This is a genomic window from Stenotrophomonas sp. YJH_SMC_48-3 (assembly GCF_059369375.1).
This window is the reverse complement of the sequence record NZ_JCAFSQ010000009.1, coordinates 53,390-78,946: the sequence shown is the minus strand read 5'-3', so window position 1 is coordinate 78,946 and position 25,557 is coordinate 53,390. Positions and strand designations below refer to the sequence as shown.

Genomic DNA, 25,557 nt, shown 5'->3' with positions numbered 1-25,557 from the left:
CCGCCGCCATTCAGCCGAGCGGTGTAAACTATTGATCTCACTGGCAATGCCAGTCTCCACGATCAACGCCCCGATGACGCCCGCCACCGCCCGTTACGCCGATTCCCTGCGCCTGTCCGTTGCCCCGATGATGGACTGGACGGATCGCCATTGCCGCGTGTTCCATCGCGTGCTGGCGCCGGGTGCGCGCCTGTACACGGAAATGGTGCACGCCAACGCGGTCATCCACGGCGACCGCGAGCGCCTGCTCGGCTTCGACCGCAGCGAACAGCCGCTGGCGCTGCAGCTGGGTGGCAGCGATCCGGCCCTGCTGGCGCAGGCTGCGCGCATTGCCGCCGAGTGGGGATACGACGAGGTCAACCTCAACTGCGGCTGCCCGTCCGACCGCGTGCAGGCCGGGCGTTTCGGCGCTTGCCTGATGCGCGAGCCGGTGCTGGTGGCCGAGTGCGTGGCGGCGATGGTCGATGCGGTCGACATCCCGGTGACGGTGAAATGCCGCCTGGGCGTGGACGAGGACAACGATTACGACGTGTTCGCCGCCTTCGTCGACCGCCAGGTCGCCGCCGGTGCCGCAATGGTGGTGGTGCATGCGCGCAACGCGTGGCTGAAGGGCCTGTCGCCGAAGGAGAACCGCGAGGTTCCGCCGCTGAAGTACGACTGGGCTTACCGCCTCAAGCAGGAGCGCCCGGCACTGCCGGTGGTGATCAACGGCGGCCTGGCCAGCATCGAGGCGGTGCAGGCGCAGGCCGCGCACGTCGATGGTGTGATGCTGGGCCGCGCGGCCTACCACGACCCCTACCTGCTGCATCAGCTGGAGGCGCTGCACACCGGCGCCCCGCTGCAGGCCCGTGGTGACCTGTTGCGCGCGCTGCGCCCCTACGTCGAGGCGCGTCTGGGCGAAGGCCTGGCGCTGAAGCACATCACCCGCCACCTGCTCGGCCTGTTCCACGGCCAGCCCGGCGGCCGCGCATTCCGTCAGGTGCTGAGCGAGGGCGCACACCGCCCGGGCGCCGACTGGAGCCTGGTCGAACAGGCCTTGGCGGTCACCGAACGCGAAGCTGATCGCGCCGCAGCGTGACGTCGGTCACGGTCCTGGCTTGACAAGGGGCGGCGATTCGTCCCGAATGTTCACCTAGATGAACAACTCGCGGCATCGCCCGGAAAAGTTCAGATCGGATTCACTGCCCCAAACCAAGAATTTGCAAAGGAATTGTAAAGGCCGGGTCCCGCACCCGGCTTCCGGATTTACGACTTTTGAACGAATCGCCGTGCTCGGCTAGGATCGCATCGATGTCTTCCGCTCCCTTCCATCGCCGCATTGCCCTGGCCACCTGCGTGGCGCTGTCGGCTGTGCCGCTGTCGTCGGCGCTTGCGCAGCAGCCGCCGCGCGGCGACCAGGGGCGCGCGGAGATGATGGAGCGGGGCGAGCGCGGTGGCCGTGGCGACGAGCGCTCGCTGTCCGATGCCGTGCGCCGCGTGCAGCGCACCACCGGCGGCCACATCCTCGGCGCCGAGCGCGTGCCGTTCGATGGTCGTGACATCAACCGGGTGAAGTACATGGACGACCGGGGCCGTGTCCGCTACATGGACGACCCCGCCCCGTCGCGTTCACAGCCGCGCACGCCGCGGTCGGATATGTCATCACTACGCGGCGATAACCCCTGAACAGGGATAGTTGTCGCTATCAACCCGTACCCCACAGGCCTCCGGGCCACACCCAGGACACTAGGGAGAGTTCATGCGTATCCTTCTGGTCGAAGACGAAGCCCCGCTGCGTGAGACCCTGGCAGCCCGGCTCAAGCGCGAAGGCTTTGCCGTCGATGCTGCGCAGGACGGCGAGGAAGGCCTCTACATGGGGCGTGAAGTTCCGTTCGATGTCGGCATCATCGACCTCGGCCTGCCCAAGATGTCGGGCATGGAGCTGATCAAGGCCCTGCGTGACGAAGGCAAGAAGTTCCCGGTGCTGATCCTGACCGCGCGTTCGAGCTGGCAGGACAAGGTCGAGGGCCTGAAGCAGGGTGCCGACGATTACCTGGTCAAGCCATTCCACGTCGAAGAGCTGCTTGCCCGCGTCAACGCGTTGCTGCGCCGCGCCGCCGGCTGGAGCAAGCCGACCCTGGAATGCGGCCCGGTCGCCCTGGACCTGGCTGCGCAGACCGTCAGCGTGGCCGGCAGCAATGTCGACCTGACCAGCTACGAATACAAGGTGCTGGAGTACCTGATGATGCACGCCGGTGAACTGGTCTCCAAGGCCGACCTCACCGAGCACATCTACCAGCAGGACTTCGACCGCGATTCGAACGTGCTGGAAGTGTTCATCGGCCGCCTGCGCAAGAAGCTGGACCCGGATGGCGAACTGAAGCCGATCGAGACCGTGCGCGGCCGCGGCTACCGTTTCGCGATTCCGCGCAACGAGGGCTGAGCCGGCTCAGCCTGGCGAAACCATGATGTCCGGCCGTCTGTGGTTCTTCCGACGCTGGCGGCCGCGCTCGCTGCAGGCGCGCCAGATGCTTGCCGCGTCCGTGGGCCTGGTCGCGTTTCTGGCCCTGGCCGGTTACGCACTCGACGCCGCCTTCGCCGATACGGCGAAGGCGAACCTGCGTGAGCGCCTGAAGAACTACGCCACCGCCTACGCGGCCGGCATCGATTTCACCCGCGACCGCTCGCTGTACATCCGCGAGCAGCCGCCGGATTCGCGCTTTGACGTGCCGGGCAGTGGCCTGTACCTGCAGGTGGTGATGCCGCACGGCAAGGGCAATTCGATGTCCGCCGAAGGCCCGATGCTGCCCACCGTCGGCGGCGGCCTGCTGGCACCGCGCCAGGAAGTGTTCGAAGGCCCGCTGCCGATGATCCAGATCGACGGCAGCCAGGGCTCGGTGTACCGCTATGGCCTGGGCCTGGTGTGGGACGCCGACGCCGACCCGGCCACCGAATTCCCCTACACCATCTACGTGATGGAAGACTCGCGCGCGCTGGGCGCGCAGCTGCGCGTGTTCCGTGGCCGGGTCTGGTTCTACCTGGGTGGCATCGGCCTGATCCTGCTGCTGCTGCAGACCGTCATCCTGCAGTGGAGCCTGCGGCCGCTGCGTCGCGTGATCACCGAGCTGACCAAGGTGCAGCGCGGCGAGACCGAGCGCATGAGCGAGCGCCATCCGCGTGAGCTGGAGCCGCTGACCGACAGCATCAACGCCTTCATTGAAAGCGAGCGCGAGAACCTCGAGCGCCAGCGCAATACCCTGGCCGACCTGGCGCACAGCCTGAAGACGCCCATCGCCGTGCTGCGCACGCAGATGGACAGCGGTGCCGGCGATGGCGCCCTGCGCGAGGAGCTGGACGTGCAGCTGCAGCGCATGAACAACCTGGTCTCCTACCAGCTGGCACGTGCTGCATCGTCGGGCCACAAGCTGTTCTCCGCGCCGCTGCCGATTGAATCCAACGCCGAGGAGATCGTGCGCGGCCTGGAAAAGGTCTATGCCTCCAAGGGCGTGCTGTGCGAATTCGACATCGACCCGGCCGCGCGCTTCCACGGCGAACCGGGCGACCTGCAGGAACTGCTCGGCAACCTGCTGGAAAATGCCTTCAAGTGGGCCAACCGCCGCGTGTTGCTGACCGCGCAGCCGCTGCCGGCACCGAACGCGCGCCGCGCCGGCCTGCTGCTGGCGGTGGACGACGATGGCCCGGGCATTGCCCCGGACGACATCGGCAAGGTGCTGCAGCGTGGCGTGCGTGGCGACGAGCGCGTGCAGGGCCACGGCATCGGCCTGTCGATCGTGCAGGACCTGATCAAGGACTACCGCGGCGAACTGGCCGTCGGCCGTTCAAGCGAACTGGGCGGCGCCCGTTTCGAAGTGCGCTTGCCGCCGGGGCCGTAAGCCCCCGCAAACGGTAGTGCCGGCCGCTGGCCGGCACCCTCATGATCTTCGGTGGCATTGCCAAGGTGCCGGCCAGCGGCCGGCACTACCGTGTTTCGATCGTCGGCGGCTCGCCATAGAACCGCCGCAGCTGCGCGGCCACCTCCGGCAACGCCTGCTGCAGAAGATCCGGTGCCGAGAAGTGATACTCGCTGGTCACCGCGAAGAATTCTTCCGGCGCTTCGGCCGCATACGGATCGATCAGCGTTTCTTCGCCCGCATCCACCTGCGCGCAGAACGCATCGTAGGCGCGCTGGAAGATGGCCGCCCACTCACGCTGCCATTCGCGCGGCAGCGGCGGCGTGCCGTCCATCGCGCCATCCAGTGCATCCAGCTTGTGCACCATCTCGTGCACCGCCACGCAGTAGCCCTCGTGCGGCGCGGCCAGGTCGGCCTGCACATCGGCCCACGACAGGATCAGCGGACCGCTGTCCCACGATTCGCCAATCAGTTCGTCATCCCACTCATGCAGTACGCCGGCCGCATCCATGTGGCTGCGATGTACGCGGAATGCATCGGGGTAGACGATCAGCTGCGACCAGCCTTCCAGACCCACCTCGCCGAACTCCAGCAGCGGCAGGCAGCACAGCGCCGCCAGCAGCACGCCATCGCCGGCCTCCAGCTGCAGCTCGCCGATCGGCGTGATGGTCTTCTCGTGCAGGAAGCGCGTGGCCAGCACGCGCAGGCGTGCGCGGCGTTCGTCGTCCAGGCCGCGCAGCCAGGCCGCACGGCGGCAGGCCTCATTCCACAGTACATCGTCGATAGGCCGCGGCGCAGGTCGCAGCCACTGCAGCAACGACTTGATCAGCGGAACATTCCCGGCAGGTAGCTGTGCCACTTCGGTGCGCGGATGCGCTGCAGCACGTCGTCGTCGCTGCCACCGCCGCCCGTGCTGGTGTTGGCTGCCGGGCGGACCGGTGCCGGCTTGGTGGTGGCGGCCGAAGCGGTCGCGGTCGGTGCACGCTGCGAGGCGGCATCGCCGTTGGAGGACACGCAGGCGCCGCGGCTGTCGTCCAGCGCTGCCGTCGCAGACGCCGCGAAGGGCATCGTCAGCAGGATCAGGCAATGGGCATAGCGGCGCATTGACGACATCCACGTTAAGGGAAGGTGAGTTCCCGATTCTAGCCCGAACCCGGCGCCCCGTTGGAAGCCCCCGCAGAACCCAGCGTGGCGGGCGCCGCTGGCGGCTTTCCCGCATAATTCCTTCCTGACTTCGTGGAAGCTGCCGTGGACGACCGCCAATTGCTGGCCAAACTCGCTGCCGGTCGCCTCTCCGGCGACGCCCTGGCCCGTGAGCTGGGCCAGACCCGGGCGGCCATTTGGAAGCGTATTCAAGGACTTAGAGCCGCCGGTGTGGACATCGAAGGCCGTGCAGGTGAGGGCTATGGCCTGACCCGCCCGGTCGACCTGCTGGACCCGGATGCGATCCGTGCCGGCCTGCCCGCCGAGGTGCTGCCGCTGCTGTACGACCTGCAGGTGGCCTGGACGGTGGACTCGACCAATGCCGAATTGCTGCGTTGCAGCGCGCCCCAGCGCGGGGTGAGCGTCCTGCTGGCCGAACGCCAGACCGGCGGCCGCGGCCGTCGCGGCCGTACGTGGGCGTCGCCGCTGGCCGCGCATGTGTACCTGTCGGTGCTGCGGCTGTTCTCCGGTGGCCTCGGCCGCCTGGCCGGGCTGAGCCTGGTGGCCGGCATCGCCGTGGCCGAAGCGCTGCACGACCTGGGCTATACCCAGGCGCAGCTGAAGTGGCCGAATGACCTGATCGTCGATGGCAAGCGCAAGCTGGTCGGCCTGCTGGCCGAGGGCGGTGGCGAATATGCCGGCCCGGCGCGCGCGGTGATCGGCATCGGCATCAACACGCACATGCCGCCATCCTTCGCCGAGCAGATCACCCAGCCGTGGGTGGACCTGGACACGCTGGCCGGCAAGCCGGTGGACCGCAACGTGGTGGTTGCTGCCGTGCTGGCGCGCCTGCTGCCGGCACTGGAAGAATTCGATCGCGAAGGCCTCGCTCCCTTTCTGCCGCGCTACGCCGCGTTCGACATGCTGGCCGGTCGCGAAGTACGGGTGGAACTGGAAGGGCAGTGGCAGCATGGCACCGCGCTCGGCCTGGCCGATGACGGCGCCTTGCGCGTGCGCATCGATGGCCGTGAGCGCCTGCTGCACGCCGGCGAAGTCAGCGTGAGGGCGGCATGAGCGATTGGTTGTTCGACCTCGGCAACTCGCGCTTCAAGTTCGCGCCGTTGCAGGGCGACCGTGCCGGTGACGTGCAGGCCTGGGCGCATGGCGCCGAAGGCATGGCCGGACAGCCGCCGCACAGCCTGCCCAGCGGCACCACCGCGTTCGTGGCCAGCGTGGCCGCACCGTCGCTGACCAGCGCGATGCTGGACCAGCTGCAGCGTCGCTTCGAGCACGTGCACGTGGTGCGTACCAGCGCCGAATGCGCCGGTGTGCGCATTGCCTATGCCAAGCCCGAAAAATTCGGTGTGGACCGCTTCCTGGCCCTGCTGGCCGCGGCCAAGGCGCAGCGCCCGGTGCTGGTGGTCGGGGTGGGCACCGCACTGACGATTGATCTGCTCGACGCGGACGGCCAGCACCACGGTGGCCGCATTTCCGCATCGCCCACCACCATGCGCGAAGCACTGCATGCCCGTGCGGTGCAGCTGCCGGCTACCGGCGGTGACTACAGCGAATTCGCCAACGACACCGCCGACGCGCTCGCCTCCGGCTGCGATGGTGCGGCCGTGGCGCTGATCGAACGCAGCGCCCAGCAGGGGCACGCGCTGCTGGGCGTTGCACCGTCGCTGCTGGTGCACGGGGGCGGCGCACCGGCGCTGATGCCGTTGCTGCCCGGCGCCGACTACCACCCCTCGCTGGTGCTGGATGGTCTCGCCCGCTGGGCGGTGCACCAGCCCGCAGGCTAGTATCCGCGCATGCTGACCCGTGCCCTGATCGTCGTACTGGCCATCCTCAACCTTGGCGTCGCCTGCTGGTGGCTGCTGCGCGATGCACCACAGAAGCCTGCGCCGCCACCGCAACCCACGGGCGTGGCCGAGCTGCGCTGGGTGCCCGGTGGCGTGGATGCCGCTGCGGCCGCCGAAGCCACGGCTGCCGCGCCGACCGCGCCGTTGATGGAGCGCGAACCGGCGGAGAAGACGGCCGTGGCTGTAACGCCGGCGCCCGCCGCCCCGGCCAAGCCGGAGAGTGCCAAGCCGCAGGCGGCCGAAGCTGCGCCTGCCGCCACATCGGTTGCTGGCGCCGACAAGCCGGTCGCAGCGCCCGTGCCAGCACCGGGAAAACCCGCAACCCCGCCCGAGGCTGCCGAACCGCCGCGCTGCGTCGCGCTGGGCCCGTTCGCCGACCGCGCCGCCGCGAGCAGCGCGCAGGGCAAGGCCGGCACGCTGCTCAGCCAGGTGCGCCTGCGCGAACAGCCCGCTGCCAGCGGCAGTGCCCGTTACCGGGTGATGCTGCCGGCCGCCGCCAACCGCGACGAAGCGCAGGCCACCGTGAAGCGCATCGTCGCCGCCGGCCTGAGCGACTACTACATCATCAGCCAGGGCGAGGACGCCAACGCCGTGGCGCTGGGCCAGTACCGTAATCGCGAGGGCGCCGAGCGCCGCATGGCAGCGGTGCAGGCCGCCGGCTTCCAGCCGCGCCTGGTCGCCAGCGGCGACGCCGGCCAGTGGTGGCTGGAAGCGCAACTGGCGGCGGGCACGCAGCCGGCCCAGGCCCAGCAGCGCAGCGGGGCGGCACAGAGCCGGTCGCTGGAATGCACGCGGTTGCGCTAGAATCCCCGGACCGCGGCGCTGCCGCCGGTGCACCACCCATGCCGCTTTAGCTCAGTTGGTAGAGCAACTGTCTTGTAAACAGTAGGTCATCCGTTCGATTCGGATAAGCGGCACCACCACACTCCAGTTGTGCAGCTCGACATGGCGGCGCAGTAATCGGTCGAGCACTGCTCCCTGCTGCGTCTCTCCCGTTCTTTTCCTTCCTTGCTGTTATCTCATCTTGCACCTGACGAGGCGCGTCCCACCTGCCTATGCGCGTGCTTCGTGGTTGATGCGCGTTTCTCGTAGTTGAAAATGTGTAGCCAGTAGGCTACATTTTTCCATGAAGATCCAGCGTACCCGTCAGTTCGCGACATGGATTGACGCTCTCAAGGACGTAACTGCACGCGCTCGCATCCTGGCCCGTATCGGTCGGCTCGCCGAAGGCCATCCGGGTGATCACCGCCGTCTGGGGGACGGTATTTCCGAACTGCGTATCGATGCAGGGCCGGGCTACCGCCTGTACTACACCCAGCGCGGCAGGCAGTTGCTGATTCTTTTGGTCGGAGGTGACAAAAGCTCACAGCATCGCGATATCGAAAAGGCCAGGGAGATTGCACGTGCCCTGTGAGCGTCGAACCGGCTGTAGTCGAAACGAATCAATACCGAAGTACTGGAGCTGTTCCATCATGGCCACCAAGAAAAAAGTCGAACTCAAAGCATTTGATGTGGCCGAACACCTTCGGACACCCGAAGAAATGGCCGCCTATCTCGACGCCTGCATCGAGGAAAGCGACGGCGATTCCGCGTTCATTGCCAAGGCGCTCGGCGACATCGCGCGCGCTCAGGGTATGAGCAAGGTTGCGCGCGCGGCGGGCCTGTCGCGCGAGAGTCTTTACCGCGCACTGTCCGGCGAACGCAGCCCCGATTTCGCCACCATCCTGAAGGTGACCCGTGCCTTGGGTGTGCGTCTGCATGCCAGTGCCGCGTGAGGCATCAAGGCACTGCGCTCCACTTCCGCCGCCTCAAGAAGTCAGGTGCGATCAGTCTCAATCAAACCGGATGATGCGGATCAACCCCCTTGTCGACGATCCATCTCCGAAGGCGGCCGACGTGCCACAAGTGAACACCTCCTTCGCACCTTCGTAATTGATGAATGAGATCGTGCAATTCGTCCGCGTTCCAGGACGGATCCGGGTGATGGCTCTGTCATTCAGCACGAAGCTGTACCACATGACTTCAGGGCTTATCGAGAGCGCCATGGGCGTGCGGTGGAGGCGATCAACTCGGCAACAGCGCCGGCGCGCGAATCCACTTCGTCCAGCCGCAGCTCAACGAGAACAGGCTTCAGGTTTGGATAGGGTGCGCTCATTCCAGCAGCGGGTCTGCCTGATTCGCTAGCCGGGGCAGTGACGTTGTGAACCTGTGCATTGGGCATCTCAATGTTCTGAATTACTGAGCCCCACCCACCTGCAACGCCACATACTCCGCCAGCCCCCGGCAGGCCAGCATCAGACCCTCGCGCGTGCCATCGCCGATGTCGTCCTTCTCTTCCCCATCCACGCGCACGCGCTCTGCGGCGTGGTACAGCTCCAGCAGCGATACCAGGCCCACTGCGGCGCGGTCCCTGCGTGCGGCAGCCACGGCGTCGCCAGGTGTGCCTGCCGGTCCCTGCCACGGCTGTCCATCGGCGGCGTCACCGGCCTGGATGCGCTGCAGGCAGCCGGGCAGGTTGATGGGCGCGGGCGCCTCGTTCGCGGCAGCGAAAGCAGCTTCCAACGGCTGCGCCAGTTCGGGGGGCAGGCGCAAGGCAGCCTCGCCCAGGGTGGCGGTCAGGTACGGGTGATGGGGCTTGGGCATGCGGGCATCCTCGTCGGCAACAGAGGTGCCACCCGAAGAGGGTGGCGGGCGATGCGTGGCTTCCAAGACCGGAAATCGATGAGCCGGCGGGCACAGGGCCCCCACGCACCGCCCGCCGTCGATCGGCGAACGGATTGCCAGCCGGCGCCGCTTTTGGGAAGACGGCGCCGGCTGGCAAGCGTATACAGCTTCGATTACACGGGCTTGGAAGTCCCGACCACCTTTGCAGGTGGCGATTCATCATGCGCACGTGAAATCACCGCCTGCCAGTCGTTTGTTTCGATGGCATCGGGTGATCTGAAAGGAAAAATGAATTATCGCGTTTGGCCCGTTTCGAGCATCGCAATGCCAGAAGCGACATATCGCGCAGCGCCGTCATCATCGGTCATCCGGGCTGCGCCACTGTTGCCGCACGGCTTACAGTAGCGTGCGACGTAAAGCTGGCTTAACAGCCTCGGCAAGGCACCAAGGCAACGATACCAGACCCAAAAGTGCCAACGCGCGCCCAGGATCTTGATATTCCTCACGGACAGCCCGCAGCGCCCCACCGCATACTTCCGCTACACGCCCGCCCTGGGCCCCTTCGGGATAAGCACATGCGTCGCCATGCCCTGTCGCTCACCGTCGCACTGTTGTCCGCTGCTTTCGTGGCCCCGGCCATGGCTGCCGTGCCTTTCTTCAACGCCAGCTGCCCGGGCGGCATCGACGTGCACGCCGACGAAGGCGGCCCGGTCTACGTGCAGGGCCGCGAGGCCACGCTGAAGCGCTTCAACGACCGCTATTTCGAAGCACGCGATGCCAACAGCGGCATCACCCTGTCGATCAGCCGCAACGACGACGGCGCGCCGCAGATCAGCTACACCGGTCGTGGCGGCGCCAATGGCATCTGCCAGGTCAGTAGCAGTGGTGCGCCTGCGCCCGCCGCAAACAGCGCCCGCCCTCGCGACGCTGCCGCCGGAGATGCCGCGCTACCGCGCGAAGTCACCTGCGAATCCACCGGCCAGCAGCAGGTCTCTTGCGATCTGAACACCCGTGGCAACGTGGAAATCGTGCGCCAGCTCAGCCGTACCCGCTGCGAGGAGGGCAAGAACTGGGGCCTGTCGCGGCACTCGGTGTGGGTCAATGGCGGCTGCCGCGCGGTGTTCCGCAATGTGTCCTCGGTGACTACCCCCGCGCCGACAGGCGATACCGCGTTGGGCGCCTGCAACATGCGCAAGGGCGCGCAGGGCGCCCTGGTCACCCAGATGCCTGTGGGCAGCGATTACCAGGAACTGATCATCGATTACCCCGATGGCCGCTTCCTGTGCATGATGCGCAACAACGGCCAGGTGCAGAGCGTGACGCCGGTGCGCCGCCGCGGACGCTGAGCGCGCAGCGGGTTGGGACAGGCTTCAGCCGCAGGACCTATACAGCAACACCCACGCCAGCATCAGGGTGAACATACCAACGAAGGTCAGGCCGAACCACAGCGCGGCCACCTTCACGTTGCCGATCAACGCCGCCAGCATACGGTGCAGTTCGCTTTTCAGAATCGGGTATTCAGCGTGTGCCTTGCGCAGACGCTGCCAGCCCAACCCGAGGAATATCAGGGTCGAGAACGGCACCAGCAGCAGTGTCGCCTGCATCAGCCAGCCATTCGGCGACGCATCGATCGAGTTGCTCAAAAAAACCGCAAAAACGGCGACCGGCAGCGCCACGGTGAAAAAGCGTGGCCAGGCGGTATTGATGAAGGGCGACATCGCAATCTTCCATGAAGGGCGGTTGGGTCCGCGCGGCATCATGCCATGCCAATGCCCTGCTGCACCGCCGCGAGTGGTGTCACACAGCTCTAGCTAGACTGTGCTTCTTTTTCCCCCGCAAGGAGGCACCCATGGCCCATCCCATTTCCGTATCCCTGATCGGCGTTCCCACCGATGTCGGTGCGGGCCATCGCGGTGCACGGCTGGGGCCGGAAGCGCTGCGCGTGGCGGGCCTGCCGGAGGCGCTGGAAGCGCGCGGCGTGGACGTGCGCGACCTGGGCAACCTGGATGGCCCGCGCAACCCGTGGACCGCGCCGGTGCAGGGCTACCGCCATCTGGAGGAAGTGGTGGCGTGGAACCATGCACTGATGGAAGCCAGCTATGCCGAACTGCAGGCCGGCCGCATGCCGATCATGCTCGGCGGCGACCACTGCCTGGGCATCGGTTCGATTACTGCCGTGGCACGCTGGTGCCGCGAGCAGGGCAAGACCCTGCGCGTGCTGTGGCTGGATGCACATTCCGATTTCAATACCAGCGATGTCACCCCCTCGGGCAACATCCACGGCATGCCGGTGGCCTGCCTGTGCGGCCTCGGCCCGGAGGCGCTGACCCACCTCGGCGGCAGCGCACCGGCGATCACTCCCACCCAGGTGCACCAGATCGGCATCCGTTCGGTGGACCCGGAAGAGAAGCGCCTGATCAAGACCCACAAGGTGGATGTCTACGACATGCGCTACATCGACGAGAACGGCATGAAGCGCACGGTCGAAGCAGCACTGGCGGGCATCGACGAGAACACCCACCTGCATGTCAGCTTCGACGTCGACTTCCTCGACCCGAGCATCGCGCCGGGCGTGGGCACCACGGTGCCGGGTGGGGTGAACTACCGCGAGGCGCAGCTGGTGATGGAGATGATCGCTGACACCGGGTGCATGGGGTCGCTGGACATCGTCGAGCTCAACCCCTTGCTGGACAAGCAGAATGCCACCGCCGAACTGGCCGTGGACCTGGTCGAGAGCCTGTTCGGCAAGTCCACCCTGATGCGCGACTAAGGCAACCGCCTGAACGGATCGCCGATCCGTTCACACCCGCTCCACGCCCCTGCCGCCAGATTGCACTTCACGCGGCGGCGGCGGGCATTGGCCTTCTCCCGCTGAGCGAAAGAATCCCATCCGCGAATGAAGCGGTGTAGCGGCAAACCCAAGGAGAAGCCCATGAAGCGCGTAGTTGCCCTGATGCTGTTGTCGATGTTCTCGGTGGCCCTGCTGGCCGGTTGCAATACCGTTGCCGGTGCCGGCAAGGACGTGCAGAAGGCCGGTGAGAAGGTTGAGGATGCCGCCAAGGGCAACTGAGCCCGGCGCGGAACGGAAGAAAAAAGGCCGGGGATCATCCCCGGCCTTTTTCTTGCACGCTGCCACGCACGGCTGTGCAAGCGGAGTGAACCATTCAAGCAGGTGAGCACGCATTTCATTGCTGGTTGACCGGTACTCAACAGCGACTGCGCGAAGCTGGAACCACGGTAAGAACGCCGTTGCAACCAAGGACTCCCAGCAATGAACAAAGACATCATTTCCGGCAAGTGGTCGCAGCTGAAGGGCAAGGCCCAGGCCAAGTGGGGCGATCTGACCAACGACGATTTCGATGTGGCCGAAGGCAATGCCGAATACCTGGCCGGTCGCCTGCAGGAGCGTTATGGCTGGGCCAAGGACCGCGCCGAGAAGGAAGTCCGGGATTTCGAAGACAGCGTGCGCAAGGATTACCCGGATTACAAGTAAGCCCCCGGGTTTTCCCCACGACACAACGCCCGCGCCGAAAGGTTGCGGGCGTTGTGTTGTCTGCGCGGAGGATCAGCGTGCCGGCGGGTCCGGCACGTAGCGGTTGGGGAACGCCTGCGGTTCGCGCGGCAGGCGTGACGGCGAATCGACCAGGATGCCGCGCGCGCGCAGGTTGCGGGCGCTGTCGTAGCGCAGCTGCAACATCTGCGCCGGGCTGCGGCTGGCGCGCTCGAACTCGGTATCGCGCACCGAGGACTGCTCGCGCGCGCCGTGGCCGGTGCCCAGCGCCGGCGCCTGCGGCTTGCTGGCGTAGCCCTCGATGCGGCTGGCGCTGGCATCGGCGGCCGCTTCGGCCTGTGCAGCCGGGGCCGGCGGTGGCAGGCCGCGGCGCAGGATCGGCTCAGGGCGCCAGCGGCGCGCTTCCTCGAACACGGCCACGCCCACCACGCCGATGTTGTCGGGGCGGCCGGTGCGGCTGGCATAGCTGCCGCTGGGGCTGCTGAAGACGAACTGCGCCACTTCGTCCTGGCTCTTGCGCCAGCCGGTGATGTCGGCGCGCTGTCCGGGGTTGAGCACGTAACCGGTCTGCGAGGGATCGGCATCTTCGCCGGAGATGGCGTTGACGCCGTCCACCGACAGCACCACCAGCACCCGGCGGGGGCTGTCGTTGTACAGGCGCACGGCGTAGCGGTGCCCGCGCTCACCGGCCACCCAGCGCTGGCCCTCGGCGGGGTAGCTGCGCAGTTCGGTGCCGCGGTCGCGGTCGACCAGGGCCATGCGCACGGGGCCGCCCTCGTAGACCGGCGGCGGCATCGGGGCCGGGCGGAAGCCGGCCAGAGGCAGGATAAGCAGCAGGGGCAGCAGGCGTTTCATCGGGCGTCTCCAGCGGGGTTGCGTGAATGAACGCGCCGCGGGCCCTGACGGGGTTGGTGGCGTGCAAGGTAAACTGGCCCCGTTCATCGAAGGTTACCCCACGCAGTCATGACCACCCGAGTCCTTACCGGCATCACCCCCTCCGGCACGCCCCACCTGGGCAACTACGTTGGCGCCATCCGTCCGGCCATCGCGGCCAGCCGCGCGCCGGGGATCGAGAGCTTCTTCTTCCTGGCCGACCTGCACAGCCTGATCAAGTCGCAGGACCCGCAGCGCACCCAGCGCGCGACCCTGGAGATCGCAGCCAGCTGGCTGGCCTGCGGCCTGGACCCGGAACACGTGTGGTTCTACCGCCAGAGCGACATCCGCGAGACGACGGAGCTGATGTGGTTCCTGACCGCCATCGCCAGCAAGGGCATCCTCAATCGCGCGCATGCCTACAAGGCGGCGGTGGACAAGAACCGCGAGGAAGGTCTGGACGAGGACGCAGGTGTCAGCGCCGGCTTGTTCATGTACCCGGTGCTGATGGCTGCCGACATCCTGATCTTCAAGGCCAACCAGGTACCGGTGGGCCGTGACCAGATCCAGCACATCGAAATGGCGCGCGATTTTGCCCAGCGCTTCAACCACGTGTACGGCAAGGAGTATTTCCCGCTGCCGGACGTGGTGATCGACGAGCAGGTGGCGACGCTGGCGGGCCTGGATGGCCGCAAGATGAGCAAGAGCTACCACAACACCATTCCGCTGTTCGTGCCGCGCGAAGAGCTGAAGAAGCTGGTGTTCTCGATCCTGACCGATTCGCGCGCACCGGGTGAGCCGAAGGACACCGAGGGCTCGGCACTGTTCCAGATGTACCAGGCGTTCGCCACCCCGGAACAGACCGCGGAATTCGCGAAGGCGTTCGCTGCGGGCATCAGCTGGGGCGATGCCAAGCAGCAGCTGTTCGAGCGCATCGACAGCGAACTGTCGCCGCTGCGCGAGCGCTACAACGCGCTGATGGCCAAGCCGGAGAAAATCGAAGCGCTGCTCAAGCGCCGTGGCCAGCAGCTGCGCGAGCAGTTGGCGGCACCGCTGCTGGAAGAACTGCGCCACGCCGTGGGCCTGCGCGACCTGTCCACGGCGGGCGACATCGCCAGCGAAGATGCCGGCGTGGCCCGCGTGGCGCCGCCGCAGTTCAAGCAGTACCGTGAGAAGGACGGCCGGTTCTACTTCAAGCTGACCGCCGGTGACGGCACGCTGCTGATCCAGAGCGAAGGCTTCGATTCGCCGCGTGATGCCGGGCAGTTGATTGCCGTGATCAAGCAGGCCGAGCAGGGCGACCAGCTGCAGAGCGAGCTGTTCAAGCTGGACGCCGAGGTGGACGCGGTACTGGCCGCGCTGGCCGTGCTGCGCGAAGGGACCTGATCGCCGGGCCTGCCTGCCCTCTGTAGAGCCGAGCCCATGCTCGGCTGGGCTGCAAAGCAGCCGAGCATGGGCTCGGCTCTACAAGCACTCCGCCGGCACGACCGTGGCACAGCGCCCGTGGCATGATGTCCGCGCGCCTCCGGCGCGATGACATGGAGTCTGCGATGGCCTGGTTGTCGCTGCTGCTGTTCCTGCCCTGGTTCCTGCTGCTGGGCAGCCTGTACTGGCTGTTCCCGCGCCAGCCGCGCACCCCGCGGCGGCGCCTGTTCGATGGCACCACCCTGTTGCTGGCTTTCGCGCTGAGCATCGCGTCGATGCTGTGGGGCTACCGTATCGGCGTGATGCAACCCGGTGCCGGCCCGATCTGGCCGCAGGTGCTGGCGGTGCTTTACGCCTACGGCGCGTTCCTGGCGGTGCTGGTGCTGGCGCTGCTGCTGCGGCCGCGATGGCTGGACCGGTAGTCCCGCCTTTGTAGAGTCGAGCCATGCTCGACTTCGCGTGCCGCTGTAGAGCCGAGCCTATGCTCGGCTGGTGCCTGACAGAATGGCAGCCGAGCGTGGGCTCGGCTCTACAGAAGCGCCCTCCGACCAAAGCCGCATCGAACCCGGGTCGCCTGCGCGCCTACCATGGTGTCTGTTCCCGATCCTGCCAGGTGCGTGCCGATGACCGCCGACCCCAGCATCCATCCCATCGATACCGGTTTCCAGCGCCCGGACTTCGACGCGGCTTACCTGATCGTTGAAAGCGGCCGCGCGGCCTTTGTCGATTGCGGTACCGGCCTGTCGGTGCCGGCGATGCTGCAGGCGCTGGCGGATGCCGGCCTGGGCGTGGACGCGGTGGACTGGTTGCTGCTCACGCACGTGCATCTGGACCACGCCGGCGGCGCCGGCCTGCTCATGCAGCAGCTGCCGAACGCAAAGGCGGTGCTGCACCCGCGCGGTGCACCGCACATGATCGACCCGACCCGGCTGATCGCCGGTGCTACGGCGGTGTATGGCGCCGAGGAAATCGCTCGCAGCTATGGTCGTATCGAGGCCATTCCCGAACATCGTGTGGTGGTGGCCGAGGACGGCCACCGTATCGACCTGGCCGGCCGCGAGCTGGTATTGCTGCACACGCCGGGCCACGCACTGCACCACTACTGCGTATGGGATGCACGAAGCCGCAGCTGGTTCACCGGCGATACCTTCGGCATTTCCTACCGCGAGCTGGACAGCGCGCAGGGGGCCTTCATCTTCCCGACGTCGTCGCCGGTACAGTTCGACCCGGAAGCGATGAAGGCCTCGATCCGGCGCATGCTGGGCTACGGCCCGCAGGCGATGTACCTGACCCACTACGGTCGTGTGGAACAGGTGGAGAAACTGGCCAACGACCTGTTCGAGCAGATCGATGCGATGGCCGCCATCGGCCGCCAGTGCGACGGCCGGCCGGACCGTCACCGCTGCCTGCTGGCTGCACTGCAGGCGCTGTACCTGGAACGTGCGCAGCTGCATGGCTGTGCGCTGGACGATGCGGCGGTGACTGCGGTGCTGGCGATGGACATCGAACTCAACGCGCAGGGCCTGGCCTGCTGGCTGGATCGCATCCGTCGGTAGCTCCACGCCATGCGTGGATGACGCAAGCTCACGCTGCACCGCGATGTCACGACCACGTTACACTCTGGTGACTTCCAAGCTAGCCGTGGTACTGCCGTGAATCCGATGCGCGTGTTGCTGCTGTCGTCCTGCCTGTTCGTCGGTGGCCTGGCCCATGCGGCCAATGACCTTCCCGGTGGCGGCATCGATCCGCAGGCACTGTCGCGGCACGTGCGCGTGCTGGCGTCGGATGAGTTCGAGGGCCGCGCACCGGCCACCGAGGGCGAAGAGCGCACGGTGCAGTACCTGATCGAGCAGTTCCGCAGCTATGGCCTGCAGCCGGGCGGCGTGGACGGCAGCTGGGTGCAGCCGGTGCCGCTGGTGCGCGCGCAGCTGGAGGGCGCGGCCAAGGCCAGCCTGTCGCTGAAGCAGGGCAAGCGTGCGCTGGCCAATGGCGTGGACGTAACCCTGCAGAGCCTGCAGCCGCGCAAGCGCGTGCAGATCAAGGATGCACCGTTGGTGTTCGTCGGTTACGGCATTGATGCGCCGGAACGCCACTGGAACGACTACAAGGACGTGGACCTGCACGGCAAGATCGCCGTGGTGCTGATCAACGACGCCGATTTCGAAGCCGATGCGCCGGGCGCGTTCGACGGCAAGGCGGTGACCTACTACGGCCGCTGGACCTACAAGTTCGAGGAAGCCGCACGCCGTGGCGCCGAGGGCGTGCTGATCGTGCACGAGACCGCGCCGGCCGCCTATGGCTGGGCCACGGTGAAGAGCTCGGGTACCTCGCCGCTGTTCGACATCGAGCGCAGCCAGGCCGAGGCGATGGCGCAGCACACGCCGCTGCGCGGCTGGATGCAGCGCGAGCTGGCCGAGGCGATCTTCGCCGACGCCGGCCTCGACTTCGATGCGGAGAAGCGCAAGGCGATGCGTGCCGACTTTCGCCCGGTGGCGCTGGACAATGCCAAGCTGAGCGTGGATTTCGCGCTCAAGCGCGAGCAGGTGGTGACCCGCAACGTGGTGGCCAAGCTGCCCGGTGGCGAGCATGGCGACGAGGCGGTGATCTTCTCCGCGCACTGGGATGCGTTCGGTGTCGGCCAGCCCGACGCCAAGGGTGACCGCATCCGCCGTGGTGCGATCGACAATGCCACCGGCGTGGCCACGGTGCTGGAACTGGGCCGCGTGTTCGCCGCTGGCCCGCAGCCGCAGCGCACGCTGTACTTCGTAGCACTGACCGCTGAAGAGAAGGGCCTGCTGGGCGCCAGCTACTACGCCGCGCATCCGCTGGCGCCGCTGGACAAGACCGCTGCGGTGCTGAACATCGAAATGTTCAGCCCGGATGGCCCGACCCGCGACATCGCCTCGTGGGGCAAGGGCCGGGTGTCGCTGGAAGGCGACCTGGAACGCGTGGCCAAGGCCCGCGGCCGCAGCTACAGCCCGGATCCGAACCTGGAAGCCGGCTTCTTCTACCGCGCCGACCACTTCGCCTTTGCCCGCCTGGGCGTGCCAGCGATCACCATCGGCCCGGGCCTGGACAAGCTGGAAGGTGGGGTTGAAGCTGGGCGCGCGCTGCGCGAGAAGTACTTCGCCGACTGCTACCACCAGGCCTGCGATGCCTGGACGCCGAGCTGGGACCCGAGCGGCCACGCTGCCGACACGCTGCTGGTCTACGACCTGGGCGCCGAGCTGGCCAACAGCCGCCGCTGGCCGACGTGGGAAAAGGAATCGGAGTTCCGCGGCGCGCGCGACAAGAGCGAAGCGGCCCGCCGCTGAGGATCGGAATCGGCGGGGTGTCATGTCATTCCGCCGCGGGTAGAGTCGACTGATAGTCGACTATCGCGCGCAGCGCGGGTTTTTCGGTGCCGACCGAGAGAGCAGTCGACTAACAGTCGACTCTACCGATTGCCGATTGCCGATCAGCGGCCGGCACTACCTGCGCCGGCGCAACAGCTTCCATGCGCCCCAGCCGCCGGTGGCGAGCGCTGCCAGATAGCACGCCACCATCGTGCGCAGGCCGACCAGCGATCCGCCGTTGACGCCGCGATGCAGGCGCAGCTGCAGCGAGCTGTGGCCGCTGCCCAGGTCCACTGCCAGCTGCAGCGCCAGTGCGGCGCAGAACAGCAGCAGGGCGACCCCGAAACCGATGCGTGGCCATGCGGCCTGTGCGCTGGGGCGGCGCAGCAGCCAGGCCAGTGCCGTGGCTGCGGCCAGCGTCACCGCGATCCACATCAGTGGAGGAGCGGGAGACGCAGCGGCCACCGGCAGTGCACCGGTGGCCGCGATCAGGGCAACGCGCTTACTTGCGGGTGCCGTCGAGCCAGTTCGGGCCCTTGTTTGTGAGGAAGAACACATAGACCACCAACGATACCGCGATCGTTGCGGTCACGTAGATGGCGAACCAGTCGACGTGGCCGGTCTTCAGCGCGCCCTGGTACAGCAACGGGGCGGTGCCGCCGAACAGCGAGTTGGCCAGCGCGTAACCCAGGCCTACGCCCAGCGCACGCACGTGGGTGGGGAACAGCTCGGCCTTCACCACCGCGTTGATGGACGTGTAGCCGGTGAGGATGACGAAGGCCAGTGCCAGGGTCAGGAAGGCCAGGGTGGCGTCATGCTGGTGCGGTAGCTGGGTGATCAGGTACCAGCTGTACAGCACGCCGCCGGCGCCGAAGAACACCAGCAGGGTCTTGCGGCCGATGATGTCAGACAGCCAGCCGCCGACCGGCTGCAGCACCATCAGGAACGCCAGCACGCCCAGGTTGATCAGGGTGCCGGTCATCGGATCGTTGCCGGCGAAGGCGCTCTGGATCATCTTCGGGCCGTTCACCGAGTAGGTGTAGAAGGCCACGGTGCCACCGGCGGTGATCAGGAAGCACAGCAGCAGCGGCCGCCACTGGTGCACGAACAGTTCGTACATCGAACCGGATTTCTGTGCCTTGCCCTCGCGCGCGGCCTCGATGGACGACTCCGACAGCGACTCGTCCATGCCACGGCGCAGCCAGAACACCACCACTGCGGCGACGCCACCGATGCCGAATGCGATGCGCCAGCCCCACTCGGAGATCTCCGGCTTGCCCCAGAAGGTCAGCATCAGCAGCAGGGTCAGCTGGGCCAGCACATGGCCGCCGACCAGGGTGACGTAGTGGAAGGAGGACAGGAAGCCGCGGCGGCCGGGAATGGCCGCCTCGGACATGTAGGTGGCGCTGGCGCCGTACTCGCCACCGGTGGCGAAGCCCTGCAGCAGGCGCGCGAACAGCAGGATCACGGCGGCCCAGATGCCGATGCTGGCGGCGGTGGGGGTGATGGCGATGAGGAACGAACACAGTGCCATCAGCGTGACCGAGACCGTCAGCGCCAGGCGACGGCCATGGCGGTCGGCGAAGCGGCCGAAGAACCAGGCACCAATCGGGCGCATCAGGAAGGTCGCGGCGAAGATCGCCCACACGTACAGGGTGGAGTTCTTGTCGTCCGGCGAGAAGAACTGCGATTCGAAGTACACGGCGAACACCGAGTACACGTAGACGTCGTACCACTCCACCAGGTTGCCGGCGGAGCCTTTGAGGGTGTTGGAGATCGAACGCCGCAGGGCGGCACGGTCGTTCGCGGGTACGGCAGGATGGGACGTGGTGCTCATCTGGGTGGGAATCCTCGATGCGGCGCGTCCGTGCGCAGGGAAAACGGCGCCCGGCCTTGGGGCGGCGCGGCCGGACAGCCCTCTTGGTACTGCATGGGCCGTCAACACGGGGTAGCAGACCAGAGCAGGGTGCATGGATGGATGACAGCGTGCCACCGTATGGGGTCCCGGACCATACTCAAAACGTCCTAGAATCCGCCTTCCCCCGGCTCCTTGGTGTGTCATGTCGGCTCCCCCCTCTTCGTCTGCGGCTGCCCCCCGGGGTGGCCTTGTTGCGCTGGCATTGCTGCTGGTCTACGTGGTCTGGGGCTCGACCTACCTGGGCATCGCCAAGGCCCTGCACGGGGGCGCGCTGCCGCTGACGATGGTGTCCGGCAGCCGGTTCATCATTGCCGGTGGCCTGATGTTCCTGGCCTTGCGCCTGTTCTGGAAGATGCCGAACCCGACCCTGCGGCAGTGGCGCAACCTGGGCATCATGGGCGTGACCATGCTGGTGCTGGGCAACGGCATGGTGGTGCTGGCCGAGCGCGAGGTGTCCTCGGGACTGGCAGCCACTGCGGTGGCCTCGGTGCCGCTGTGGATGGCGCTGTTCTCGGCGCTGCGCGGCCAGCACGCCAGCCGCGGTGAGTGGCTGGGCATCGCCATCGGCTTCCTCGGCGTGGTCTGGCTCAACGCAGGCAGCAGCCTGACCGCCTCGCCGACCGGGCTGGTGCTGCTGCTGATCGCGCCGGTCGGCTGGGCATTCGGCTCGGTGTGGGCACGCGGACTGGACCTGCCGGGCCCGTTCATGACCGCCGCCGGGCAGATGATCTGTGGCGGTGTGCTGCTGGTGCTGATCGGCCTGGCGGTCGGCGAGCGCCCGACCACGCTGCCCGATACCGGTGGCCTGCTGGCGATGGCCTACCTGTGCGTGTTCGGCTCCATCGTCGCGTTCACCGCCTACGTGTGGCTGCTGCAGAACGTGCGCCCGGCGCTGGCTGGCAGCTATGCATACGTCAATCCGGTCATTGCGGTGCTGCTGGGCGCGCTGCTCAACGGTGAGCGCTTCGGCTGGCGCGACCTGCTGGCGATGGCGGTGATTCTCCTGGGTGTGGTGGTACTGACGATGGCAAGGACGCGCAAGAAATGAGCATGGACGAGAAAGAACAGCGCCGTGGCCTGCTGGTCACGGCTTCCACCTTCGTCATCTGGGGTCTGGTGCCGGTGTACTGGCACCTGCTCAATGAGGTGCCATCGTTCCAGATCATCGCCCACCGCATCATCTGGAGCACCGTGCTGGTGCTGGGCTGGCTGCTGCTCAGCGCACGCCTGGGCTGGTGGCGGAAGATCGCTGCGCAGCCGCGCGCGCTGCCGATTCTGCTGGTCTCGAGCCTGACCATCGCCTTCAACTGGGGCCTGTACATCTGGGCGGTCAACGCCGGCCATGTGATCGAGACCAGCCTGGGCTATTTCATCAACCCGCTGGTGAACGTGCTGCTGGGCGTGCTGGTGCTGAAGGAGCGGCTGCGCCGCCTGCAATGGGTGGCGGTGGCGATGGCGGCAGTGGGCGTGGCCTGGCTGACCATCGATGCCGGCACACCACCATGGATCGCGCTGGGCCTGGCCTGTTCGTTCGGCCTGTACGGCCTGCTGCGCAAGCTGGTTTCGGTCGACCCGGTGGCGGGCCTTGGCGTGGAGAGCATGTACCTGTTCCTGCCGGCGCTGGGCTTCGCGATCTGGGCCGAAAATGGTCATGGGGGCGCGTTCTTCCACGGCTGGGGCTGGCGCAACGACCTGCTGCTGATCTTCGGCGGTGTGGTGACGGCGGTACCGTTGATTGGCTTTGCCTACGGCGTGAAGCGCATTCCGTTGTCACTGGTCGGCATCCTGCAGTACATCGCGCCGAGCCTGCAGCTGCTGCTGGGCGTGTTCTTCTTCCACGAAGCCTTCGACGCCGGCAAGGCGATTGGCTTTGCCGCGATCTGGGCCGGCCTGATCCTGTTCGTCGGCGACAACATCCGCACGATGCGCGCCAAGCGGTAGCACCGGGCCGGATCGACTGGCACGCATGAAAAAAAGAGCGGCGCCCCGGGGGGCGCCGCCCTGCTTCCATCCACCGCCAGGAGAGAGATGGCGGTGGCGGGAACGCGGGTGCAGGCTCAGAAGCGCTGCTGGTACTTCATGTACATGAAACGACCGATGTCGAAGCCGCCGTAGTAGACGAAGCTGCTGTTGGGCTGGCTGTACATGATCGGACCCTGGTGGTCGAACACGTTGTTCAGGCCCAGCGAGACGGTGCCGTCCCACGGCAGGGCGTAACGCACCTGCAGGTCGTGGAAGGTGTTCGAACCCACCTTGTTGGTCGGCGAGGCATCGGTGTAGGCCGAGCTGAAGCCCGGCATGTTGCACTCGTCCATGTAGGAGCACTTCTCCTTCATGCTGGAGTAGTAGCGTGCAGTCCAGCCGATGCCCAGGTTGCCGTACTGCCAGTCCAGGTTGAGGGTAGAGCGCACACGGAAGTTGCCACCCCAGCTGGTCAGCTGTTCCACCGGCGTGGTCGCGGCGTTGTCGTTGCGCTGCTCCAGATAGTCGGTATAGGTGGTGTTCCAGGTAACGGCGAACTTGCCGAACGCGGTTTCCGGCAGGCGGTAGCGCGCGCTGATGTCATAGCCGGCGGTTTCGCGGTAGCCGGCGTTGACCAGCGAACGGTCCAGCGTGTTGACCTGGCCGTTGCTGCCACGGGTGAAGCGGCCGCAGGCGGCGTCCGAGCCCTGCACGTAGCACTGTTCCAGGATGTTGGTGGCCGACTCGCCAACGATGGCGTTGTCGATGCGGATCTTCCACCAGTCCAGGCTGACGTCCAGGCCCTGCACGAAGTCGGGGCTGTAGACCAGGCCCACGGTCCAGGTCTTGGCGGTTTCCGGCTTCAGGTTCGGGTTGGAACCGGAGTTGAAATCGGTGGTGGCCTGCTGGCCCGGCTTGCTGGCCACGCTGCCGTCGCTGTTGAGCTGGCGGAAGTTGGCCGGCACCTTCAGGGCCTTGCAGCGTGCGGCAACGGCGGCGCTGGTGGCGGCAGTGCCGAACGAGGTATCGCACGGGTCGGTGAACGAGTCACGGCTGCTGACAGTGCCGCCGTACAGGTCGTCCACGGTCGGCGCACGGAAGCCGGTGCCGTAGGTGGCGCGCACCAACAGGCTGTCGATCGGCTTCCACTTCACGCCGAACTTGCTGTTGGTGGTGGAACCGAAATTGTTGTAGTCCGAGTAGCGACCGGCAACGTCCAGCGAAAGCTCGCGGGCGAAGGCCATGTCGGCCAGCAGCGGCACCTGCATTTCCAGGTAGACCTCGTTGAGCGAGTAGTCACCCTGGGTCGGCTTGCCGCTGGTGCCGGCAATCTGGCCGTTCTGCACCATCAGGTCCGGGGTGTAGCGCGCTTCTTCACTGCGGTGCTCGAAGCCCATCGCGGCCATGACGTCGCCGGCCGGCAGCGAGAACAGCGAGCCGGAGATGTTGGCGCTGGCCACCTTGGTGGTGGTCTGGCTCTTGTCCACGTAGCGGGCGAACAGGTAGTCCTGCACCTCCTGGTTGCTCAGCGAACCCGGACCGGTGTAGCCCATCGGTGCGGCCGGGTTCCACGGCACGCAGCCGGCGATCACCGCAGTGCGGGTACCGCAGTAGGCCACGCCGTTCTCGATGAAGGACGGACCGACGGCCAGGTTGACGTTCGGCTGGTACATGCTGCCGGTGCCAACGCGCTCACCTTCATTGCGGTTGTAGGTGTAGCTGACGTTCCAGTCCCAGTAGCGCGAGCCGGTTTCGAAGCTGCCTTCCAGGCCCAGGCTGCCGCGCTTGGTTTCCAGGGTGTTCTCGGTGCCGCGCAGCATCTCTTCGGTGCGATGCGAGAACAGCACGTCCTGGCCCCACAGGTTGAATGCGCTGTCCTTGGACAGGGCGGCGCGGCTGCCGTTGCGCGCCTGCGTGGCGGTGACCGAGTACGGGTAGCCAGCCAGGTGCTTGGTCGATTCGCGCTTGCTGTACATGGCATCGGCAACGATGCGCAGGTCATCGGTGATCGAGAAGCCGCCGTTGGCGAACACCGAGGTGCGCTCCAGGCCGGTCAGCAGGCTCATGTTGGTCTTGGTGTTGGCACCATCGGCCGGGTTCGGCGCGTGGAAGTTGCCGGCGCTGGTCGGGTCGCCGCCCGGACCGACGGTCAGCGGCTTGCCGCCGACGGTGACGCTGCCCCACGGCGTGGTGCCGTTGAGGCCATCGTTCGGATGGCGCGGACCGTTGACGTAGCGGCTGAACTCGCGCGCGCCGCCCATCACTTCGTCTTCCTTGGTGCGCTCGGCGCCAACGCTGAACCAACCGCGGTCGAAGGTCTTGCCGAAAGTGGCACTGTAGGAGCGTTTCTGCCCATCGCCTTCACCGTACTGGCCGACGTAGACGCTGGCTTCGCCACCATCGAAGTTCTTGCGGGTGATGATGTTGACCACACCGGCGATGGCATCGGAGCCGTACAACGCCGATGCGCCATCGGTCAGCACTTCAACGCGCTCCACGATGGCCGAGGGGATGGAGGCCAGGTCGGAGTAGCCGCCGGCGCTGACGCCCATGCGGCGGCCGTCGATCAGCACCAGGCTGCGCTCGGGGCCCAGGTTGCGCAGGCTGACATACATTCCGCCGAAATCGCGCGATGAGGTCAGCGACGACGCGCGGCTCATGCTTGGCGAGCCGGCAGCGGTCACATCCTGCAGGATGTCGGCGACGTTGACGTAGCCCTTCTTCTCGATCTCCGCGCGGTTGAGCGCGACCACCGGCTGAGCGGTTTCGACACTGGCCTGGCGGATGCGCGAGCCGGTGATTTCGATGCGGTCGAGGTTGGTGGTGTTGTCGCCCGCATCCTGTGCGAAGGCGGGGGTAGTGCAGCTGGCGGCCAGCGCGATGATGATCGCGTTGCGCAGCGGGGTGGTCTTCAGGGACATCCGTGAAATCTCGTGTTTCAGAAAAAACAAGCGTCCATTCTGTGGACGCGTGG

Annotated in this window: 27 protein-coding genes and 1 tRNA gene; 20 read left to right on the top strand and 8 right to left on the bottom strand. The window is 66.8% G+C overall.

The window, feature by feature from the left end; genetic code table 11:
• Positions 1-46 precede the first annotated feature (46 nt).
• The 4 genes from dusA (at position 47) to AC5P65_RS14920 (ending at position 3,872) form a co-directional block, all read left to right on the top strand.
• The gene (gene dusA, locus AC5P65_RS14935) at positions 47-1,078 is read left to right on the top strand and encodes a tRNA dihydrouridine(20/20a) synthase DusA (protein WP_456115768.1); all 1,032 of its coding nucleotides are present in this window, start codon (positions 47-49) and stop codon (positions 1,076-1,078) included.
• A gap of 212 nt (positions 1,079-1,290) precedes the next feature.
• Complete coding sequence (locus AC5P65_RS14930; RefSeq protein ID WP_058979781.1) at positions 1,291-1,665, top strand: hypothetical protein; 375 nt, start codon at positions 1,291-1,293, stop codon at positions 1,663-1,665.
• 73 nt (positions 1,666-1,738) lie between these two features.
• Positions 1,739-2,422 (top strand): response regulator transcription factor, encoded by a 684-nt coding sequence (locus AC5P65_RS14925; protein ID WP_004136763.1) that lies wholly within the window; start codon positions 1,739-1,741, stop codon positions 2,420-2,422.
• Between the two features lie 25 nt (positions 2,423-2,447).
• Positions 2,448-3,872 carry an ATP-binding protein gene (locus tag AC5P65_RS14920; protein WP_032953760.1) on the top strand — a complete coding sequence of 475 codons (1,425 nt, stop codon included), beginning with the start codon at positions 2,448-2,450 and terminating at the stop codon, positions 3,870-3,872.
• An 85-nt stretch (positions 3,873-3,957) separates the two neighbouring features.
• Here AC5P65_RS14920 and AC5P65_RS14915 read toward each other — a convergent pair whose 3' ends face one another.
• On the bottom strand, positions 3,958-4,749 hold the full coding sequence (locus tag AC5P65_RS14915; protein ID WP_180832823.1) for a M90 family metallopeptidase: 792 nt from the start codon (positions 4,747-4,749) through the stop codon (positions 3,958-3,960).
• Positions 4,716-4,994: a hypothetical protein gene (locus tag AC5P65_RS14910; RefSeq protein WP_005411956.1), complete on the bottom strand. Its 279-nt coding sequence runs from the start codon at positions 4,992-4,994 to the stop codon at positions 4,716-4,718. Before AC5P65_RS14910 ends, AC5P65_RS14915 begins: the two co-directional genes overlap by 34 nt.
• Before the next feature lie 144 nt (positions 4,995-5,138).
• On the opposite strand from AC5P65_RS14910, the gene birA reads away from it, so the two are divergent.
• From birA to AC5P65_RS14880, 6 genes are all read left to right on the top strand, one after another.
• Positions 5,139-6,107 (top strand): bifunctional biotin--[acetyl-CoA-carboxylase] ligase/biotin operon repressor BirA, encoded by a 969-nt coding sequence (birA, locus tag AC5P65_RS14905; protein WP_164144457.1) that lies wholly within the window; start codon positions 5,139-5,141, stop codon positions 6,105-6,107.
• Positions 6,104-6,835, top strand: a complete 732-nt coding sequence (locus AC5P65_RS14900) for a type III pantothenate kinase (RefSeq protein ID WP_019661840.1) — start codon at positions 6,104-6,106, stop codon at positions 6,833-6,835. The genes birA and AC5P65_RS14900 overlap by 4 nt, the downstream gene beginning before the upstream one ends.
• Before the next feature lie 9 nt (positions 6,836-6,844).
• Positions 6,845-7,699 (top strand): SPOR domain-containing protein, encoded by an 855-nt coding sequence (locus AC5P65_RS14895; protein ID WP_188250543.1) that lies wholly within the window; start codon positions 6,845-6,847, stop codon positions 7,697-7,699.
• 40 nt (positions 7,700-7,739) lie between these two features.
• Positions 7,740-7,815: transfer RNA gene (locus AC5P65_RS14890), tRNA-Thr, on the top strand.
• A 206-nt stretch (positions 7,816-8,021) separates the two neighbouring features.
• On the top strand, positions 8,022-8,309 hold the full coding sequence (locus AC5P65_RS14885; protein ID WP_111097688.1) for a type II toxin-antitoxin system RelE/ParE family toxin: 288 nt from the start codon (positions 8,022-8,024) through the stop codon (positions 8,307-8,309).
• Positions 8,310-8,367: 58 nt separating this feature from the next.
• Complete coding sequence (locus AC5P65_RS14880) at positions 8,368-8,670, top strand: addiction module antidote protein (protein WP_058979789.1); 303 nt, start codon at positions 8,368-8,370, stop codon at positions 8,668-8,670.
• A gap of 460 nt (positions 8,671-9,130) precedes the next feature.
• On the opposite strand, the gene AC5P65_RS14875 is transcribed toward AC5P65_RS14880, so the two are convergent.
• Positions 9,131-9,538, bottom strand: coding sequence for a hypothetical protein (locus AC5P65_RS14875; RefSeq protein WP_134729679.1), 408 nt, complete (start codon positions 9,536-9,538; stop codon positions 9,131-9,133).
• Positions 9,539-10,134: 596 nt separating this feature from the next.
• Here AC5P65_RS14875 and AC5P65_RS14870 point away from each other — a divergent pair.
• Entirely contained in the window at positions 10,135-10,905 is a 771-nt protein-coding gene (locus AC5P65_RS14870) for a DUF3011 domain-containing protein (RefSeq protein WP_188250544.1), read from the top strand.
• 24 nt (positions 10,906-10,929) lie between these two features.
• Here AC5P65_RS14870 and AC5P65_RS14865 read toward each other — a convergent pair whose 3' ends face one another.
• Positions 10,930-11,277 carry a hypothetical protein gene (locus AC5P65_RS14865; RefSeq protein ID WP_111097685.1) on the bottom strand — a complete coding sequence of 116 codons (348 nt, stop codon included), beginning with the start codon at positions 11,275-11,277 and terminating at the stop codon, positions 10,930-10,932.
• A gap of 131 nt (positions 11,278-11,408) precedes the next feature.
• On the opposite strand from AC5P65_RS14865, the gene rocF reads away from it, so the two are divergent.
• The 3 genes from rocF to AC5P65_RS14850 all read left to right on the top strand — a co-directional run bounded on the left by rocF (position 11,409) and on the right by AC5P65_RS14850 (position 13,052).
• Positions 11,409-12,329 (top strand): arginase, encoded by a 921-nt coding sequence (gene rocF / locus AC5P65_RS14860; RefSeq protein WP_111097684.1) that lies wholly within the window; start codon positions 11,409-11,411, stop codon positions 12,327-12,329.
• A 162-nt stretch (positions 12,330-12,491) separates the two neighbouring features.
• Positions 12,492-12,629: an entericidin A/B family lipoprotein gene (locus AC5P65_RS14855; protein ID WP_019661832.1), complete on the top strand. Its 138-nt coding sequence runs from the start codon at positions 12,492-12,494 to the stop codon at positions 12,627-12,629.
• 201 nt (positions 12,630-12,830) lie between these two features.
• Positions 12,831-13,052, top strand: coding sequence for a CsbD family protein (locus tag AC5P65_RS14850; protein WP_019661831.1), 222 nt, complete (start codon positions 12,831-12,833; stop codon positions 13,050-13,052).
• Between the two features lie 72 nt (positions 13,053-13,124).
• Here the strand turns inward: AC5P65_RS14850 and AC5P65_RS14845 are convergent, their stop codons facing one another.
• Positions 13,125-13,925, bottom strand: coding sequence for a hypothetical protein (locus tag AC5P65_RS14845; RefSeq protein WP_188250545.1), 801 nt, complete (start codon positions 13,923-13,925; stop codon positions 13,125-13,127).
• 108 nt (positions 13,926-14,033) lie between these two features.
• Here AC5P65_RS14845 and AC5P65_RS14840 point away from each other — a divergent pair, with 108 nt between their 5' ends.
• From AC5P65_RS14840 to AC5P65_RS14825, 4 genes are all read left to right on the top strand, one after another.
• Entirely contained in the window at positions 14,034-15,329 is a 1,296-nt protein-coding gene (locus tag AC5P65_RS14840; protein ID WP_495215681.1) for a tryptophan--tRNA ligase, read from the top strand.
• Between the two features lie 164 nt (positions 15,330-15,493).
• The gene (locus tag AC5P65_RS14835; protein WP_111097680.1) at positions 15,494-15,790 is read left to right on the top strand and encodes a hypothetical protein; all 297 of its coding nucleotides are present in this window, start codon (positions 15,494-15,496) and stop codon (positions 15,788-15,790) included.
• Positions 15,791-15,991: 201 nt separating this feature from the next.
• Complete coding sequence (locus tag AC5P65_RS14830; RefSeq protein ID WP_111097679.1) at positions 15,992-16,924, top strand: MBL fold metallo-hydrolase; 933 nt, start codon at positions 15,992-15,994, stop codon at positions 16,922-16,924.
• 105 nt (positions 16,925-17,029) lie between these two features.
• Positions 17,030-18,682: a M28 family metallopeptidase gene (locus AC5P65_RS14825; protein ID WP_111101776.1), complete on the top strand. Its 1,653-nt coding sequence runs from the start codon at positions 17,030-17,032 to the stop codon at positions 18,680-18,682.
• Between the two features lie 156 nt (positions 18,683-18,838).
• Here the strand turns inward: AC5P65_RS14825 and AC5P65_RS14820 are convergent, their stop codons facing one another.
• Both AC5P65_RS14820 and AC5P65_RS14815 read right to left on the bottom strand, forming a co-directional pair.
• On the bottom strand, positions 18,839-19,138 hold the full coding sequence (locus tag AC5P65_RS14820) for a hypothetical protein (protein WP_111101777.1): 300 nt from the start codon (positions 19,136-19,138) through the stop codon (positions 18,839-18,841).
• A gap of 67 nt (positions 19,139-19,205) precedes the next feature.
• Entirely contained in the window at positions 19,206-20,540 is a 1,335-nt protein-coding gene (locus AC5P65_RS14815; RefSeq protein ID WP_021203842.1) for an MFS transporter, read from the bottom strand.
• 223 nt (positions 20,541-20,763) lie between these two features.
• Here AC5P65_RS14815 and yedA point away from each other — a divergent pair, with 223 nt between their 5' ends.
• Together yedA and rarD are read left to right on the top strand one after the other, a co-directional pair.
• Entirely contained in the window at positions 20,764-21,669 is a 906-nt protein-coding gene (gene yedA / locus AC5P65_RS14810) for a drug/metabolite exporter YedA (protein ID WP_019661823.1), read from the top strand.
• Complete coding sequence (rarD, locus tag AC5P65_RS14805; RefSeq protein WP_019661822.1) at positions 21,666-22,562, top strand: EamA family transporter RarD; 897 nt, start codon at positions 21,666-21,668, stop codon at positions 22,560-22,562. The genes yedA and rarD overlap by 4 nt, the downstream gene beginning before the upstream one ends.
• A 116-nt stretch (positions 22,563-22,678) precedes the next feature.
• On the opposite strand, the gene AC5P65_RS14800 is transcribed toward rarD, so the two are convergent.
• The gene (locus AC5P65_RS14800) at positions 22,679-25,504 is read right to left on the bottom strand and encodes a TonB-dependent receptor plug domain-containing protein (protein ID WP_021203843.1); all 2,826 of its coding nucleotides are present in this window, start codon (positions 25,502-25,504) and stop codon (positions 22,679-22,681) included.
• Positions 25,505-25,557 lie beyond the last annotated feature (53 nt).

What these genes read in the sequence shown, in the direction of transcription:
- AC5P65_RS14820 (WP_111101777.1), bottom strand. Translation starts at nt 19,138, where the DNA reads ATGTGGATCGCGGTGACGCTGGCCGCAGCCACGGCACTGGCCTGGCTG.
- AC5P65_RS14830 (WP_111097679.1), top strand. Translation starts at nt 15,992, where the DNA reads ATGACCGCCGACCCCAGCATCCATCCCATCGATACCGGTTTCCAGCGC.
- AC5P65_RS14845 (WP_188250545.1), bottom strand. Translation starts at nt 13,925, where the DNA reads ATGAAACGCCTGCTGCCCCTGCTGCTTATCCTGCCTCTGGCCGGCTTC.
- AC5P65_RS14900 (WP_019661840.1), top strand. Translation starts at nt 6,104, where the DNA reads ATGAGCGATTGGTTGTTCGACCTCGGCAACTCGCGCTTCAAGTTCGCG.
- AC5P65_RS14840 (WP_495215681.1), top strand. Translation starts at nt 14,034, where the DNA reads ATGACCACCCGAGTCCTTACCGGCATCACCCCCTCCGGCACGCCCCAC.
- AC5P65_RS14850 (WP_019661831.1), top strand. Translation starts at nt 12,831, where the DNA reads ATGAACAAAGACATCATTTCCGGCAAGTGGTCGCAGCTGAAGGGCAAG.
- yedA (WP_019661823.1), top strand. Translation starts at nt 20,764, where the DNA reads ATGTCGGCTCCCCCCTCTTCGTCTGCGGCTGCCCCCCGGGGTGGCCTT.
- rarD (WP_019661822.1), top strand. Translation starts at nt 21,666, where the DNA reads ATGAGCATGGACGAGAAAGAACAGCGCCGTGGCCTGCTGGTCACGGCT.
- AC5P65_RS14910 (WP_005411956.1), bottom strand. Translation starts at nt 4,994, where the DNA reads ATGCGCCGCTATGCCCATTGCCTGATCCTGCTGACGATGCCCTTCGCG.
- AC5P65_RS14930 (WP_058979781.1), top strand. Translation starts at nt 1,291, where the DNA reads ATGTCTTCCGCTCCCTTCCATCGCCGCATTGCCCTGGCCACCTGCGTG.
- AC5P65_RS14835 (WP_111097680.1), top strand. Translation starts at nt 15,494, where the DNA reads ATGGCCTGGTTGTCGCTGCTGCTGTTCCTGCCCTGGTTCCTGCTGCTG.
- AC5P65_RS14815 (WP_021203842.1), bottom strand. Translation starts at nt 20,540, where the DNA reads ATGAGCACCACGTCCCATCCTGCCGTACCCGCGAACGACCGTGCCGCC.
- rocF (WP_111097684.1), top strand. Translation starts at nt 11,409, where the DNA reads ATGGCCCATCCCATTTCCGTATCCCTGATCGGCGTTCCCACCGATGTC.
- AC5P65_RS14880 (WP_058979789.1), top strand. Translation starts at nt 8,368, where the DNA reads ATGGCCACCAAGAAAAAAGTCGAACTCAAAGCATTTGATGTGGCCGAA.
- AC5P65_RS14875 (WP_134729679.1), bottom strand. Translation starts at nt 9,538, where the DNA reads ATGCCCAAGCCCCATCACCCGTACCTGACCGCCACCCTGGGCGAGGCT.
- AC5P65_RS14855 (WP_019661832.1), top strand. Translation starts at nt 12,492, where the DNA reads ATGAAGCGCGTAGTTGCCCTGATGCTGTTGTCGATGTTCTCGGTGGCC.
- AC5P65_RS14825 (WP_111101776.1), top strand. Translation starts at nt 17,030, where the DNA reads ATGCGCGTGTTGCTGCTGTCGTCCTGCCTGTTCGTCGGTGGCCTGGCC.
- AC5P65_RS14925 (WP_004136763.1), top strand. Translation starts at nt 1,739, where the DNA reads ATGCGTATCCTTCTGGTCGAAGACGAAGCCCCGCTGCGTGAGACCCTG.
- AC5P65_RS14895 (WP_188250543.1), top strand. Translation starts at nt 6,845, where the DNA reads ATGCTGACCCGTGCCCTGATCGTCGTACTGGCCATCCTCAACCTTGGC.
- AC5P65_RS14800 (WP_021203843.1), bottom strand. Translation starts at nt 25,504, where the DNA reads ATGTCCCTGAAGACCACCCCGCTGCGCAACGCGATCATCATCGCGCTG.
- AC5P65_RS14865 (WP_111097685.1), bottom strand. Translation starts at nt 11,277, where the DNA reads ATGTCGCCCTTCATCAATACCGCCTGGCCACGCTTTTTCACCGTGGCG.
- AC5P65_RS14920 (WP_032953760.1), top strand. Translation starts at nt 2,448, where the DNA reads ATGTCCGGCCGTCTGTGGTTCTTCCGACGCTGGCGGCCGCGCTCGCTG.
- dusA (WP_456115768.1), top strand. Translation starts at nt 47, where the DNA reads ATGCCAGTCTCCACGATCAACGCCCCGATGACGCCCGCCACCGCCCGT.
- AC5P65_RS14885 (WP_111097688.1), top strand. Translation starts at nt 8,022, where the DNA reads ATGAAGATCCAGCGTACCCGTCAGTTCGCGACATGGATTGACGCTCTC.
- AC5P65_RS14870 (WP_188250544.1), top strand. Translation starts at nt 10,135, where the DNA reads ATGCGTCGCCATGCCCTGTCGCTCACCGTCGCACTGTTGTCCGCTGCT.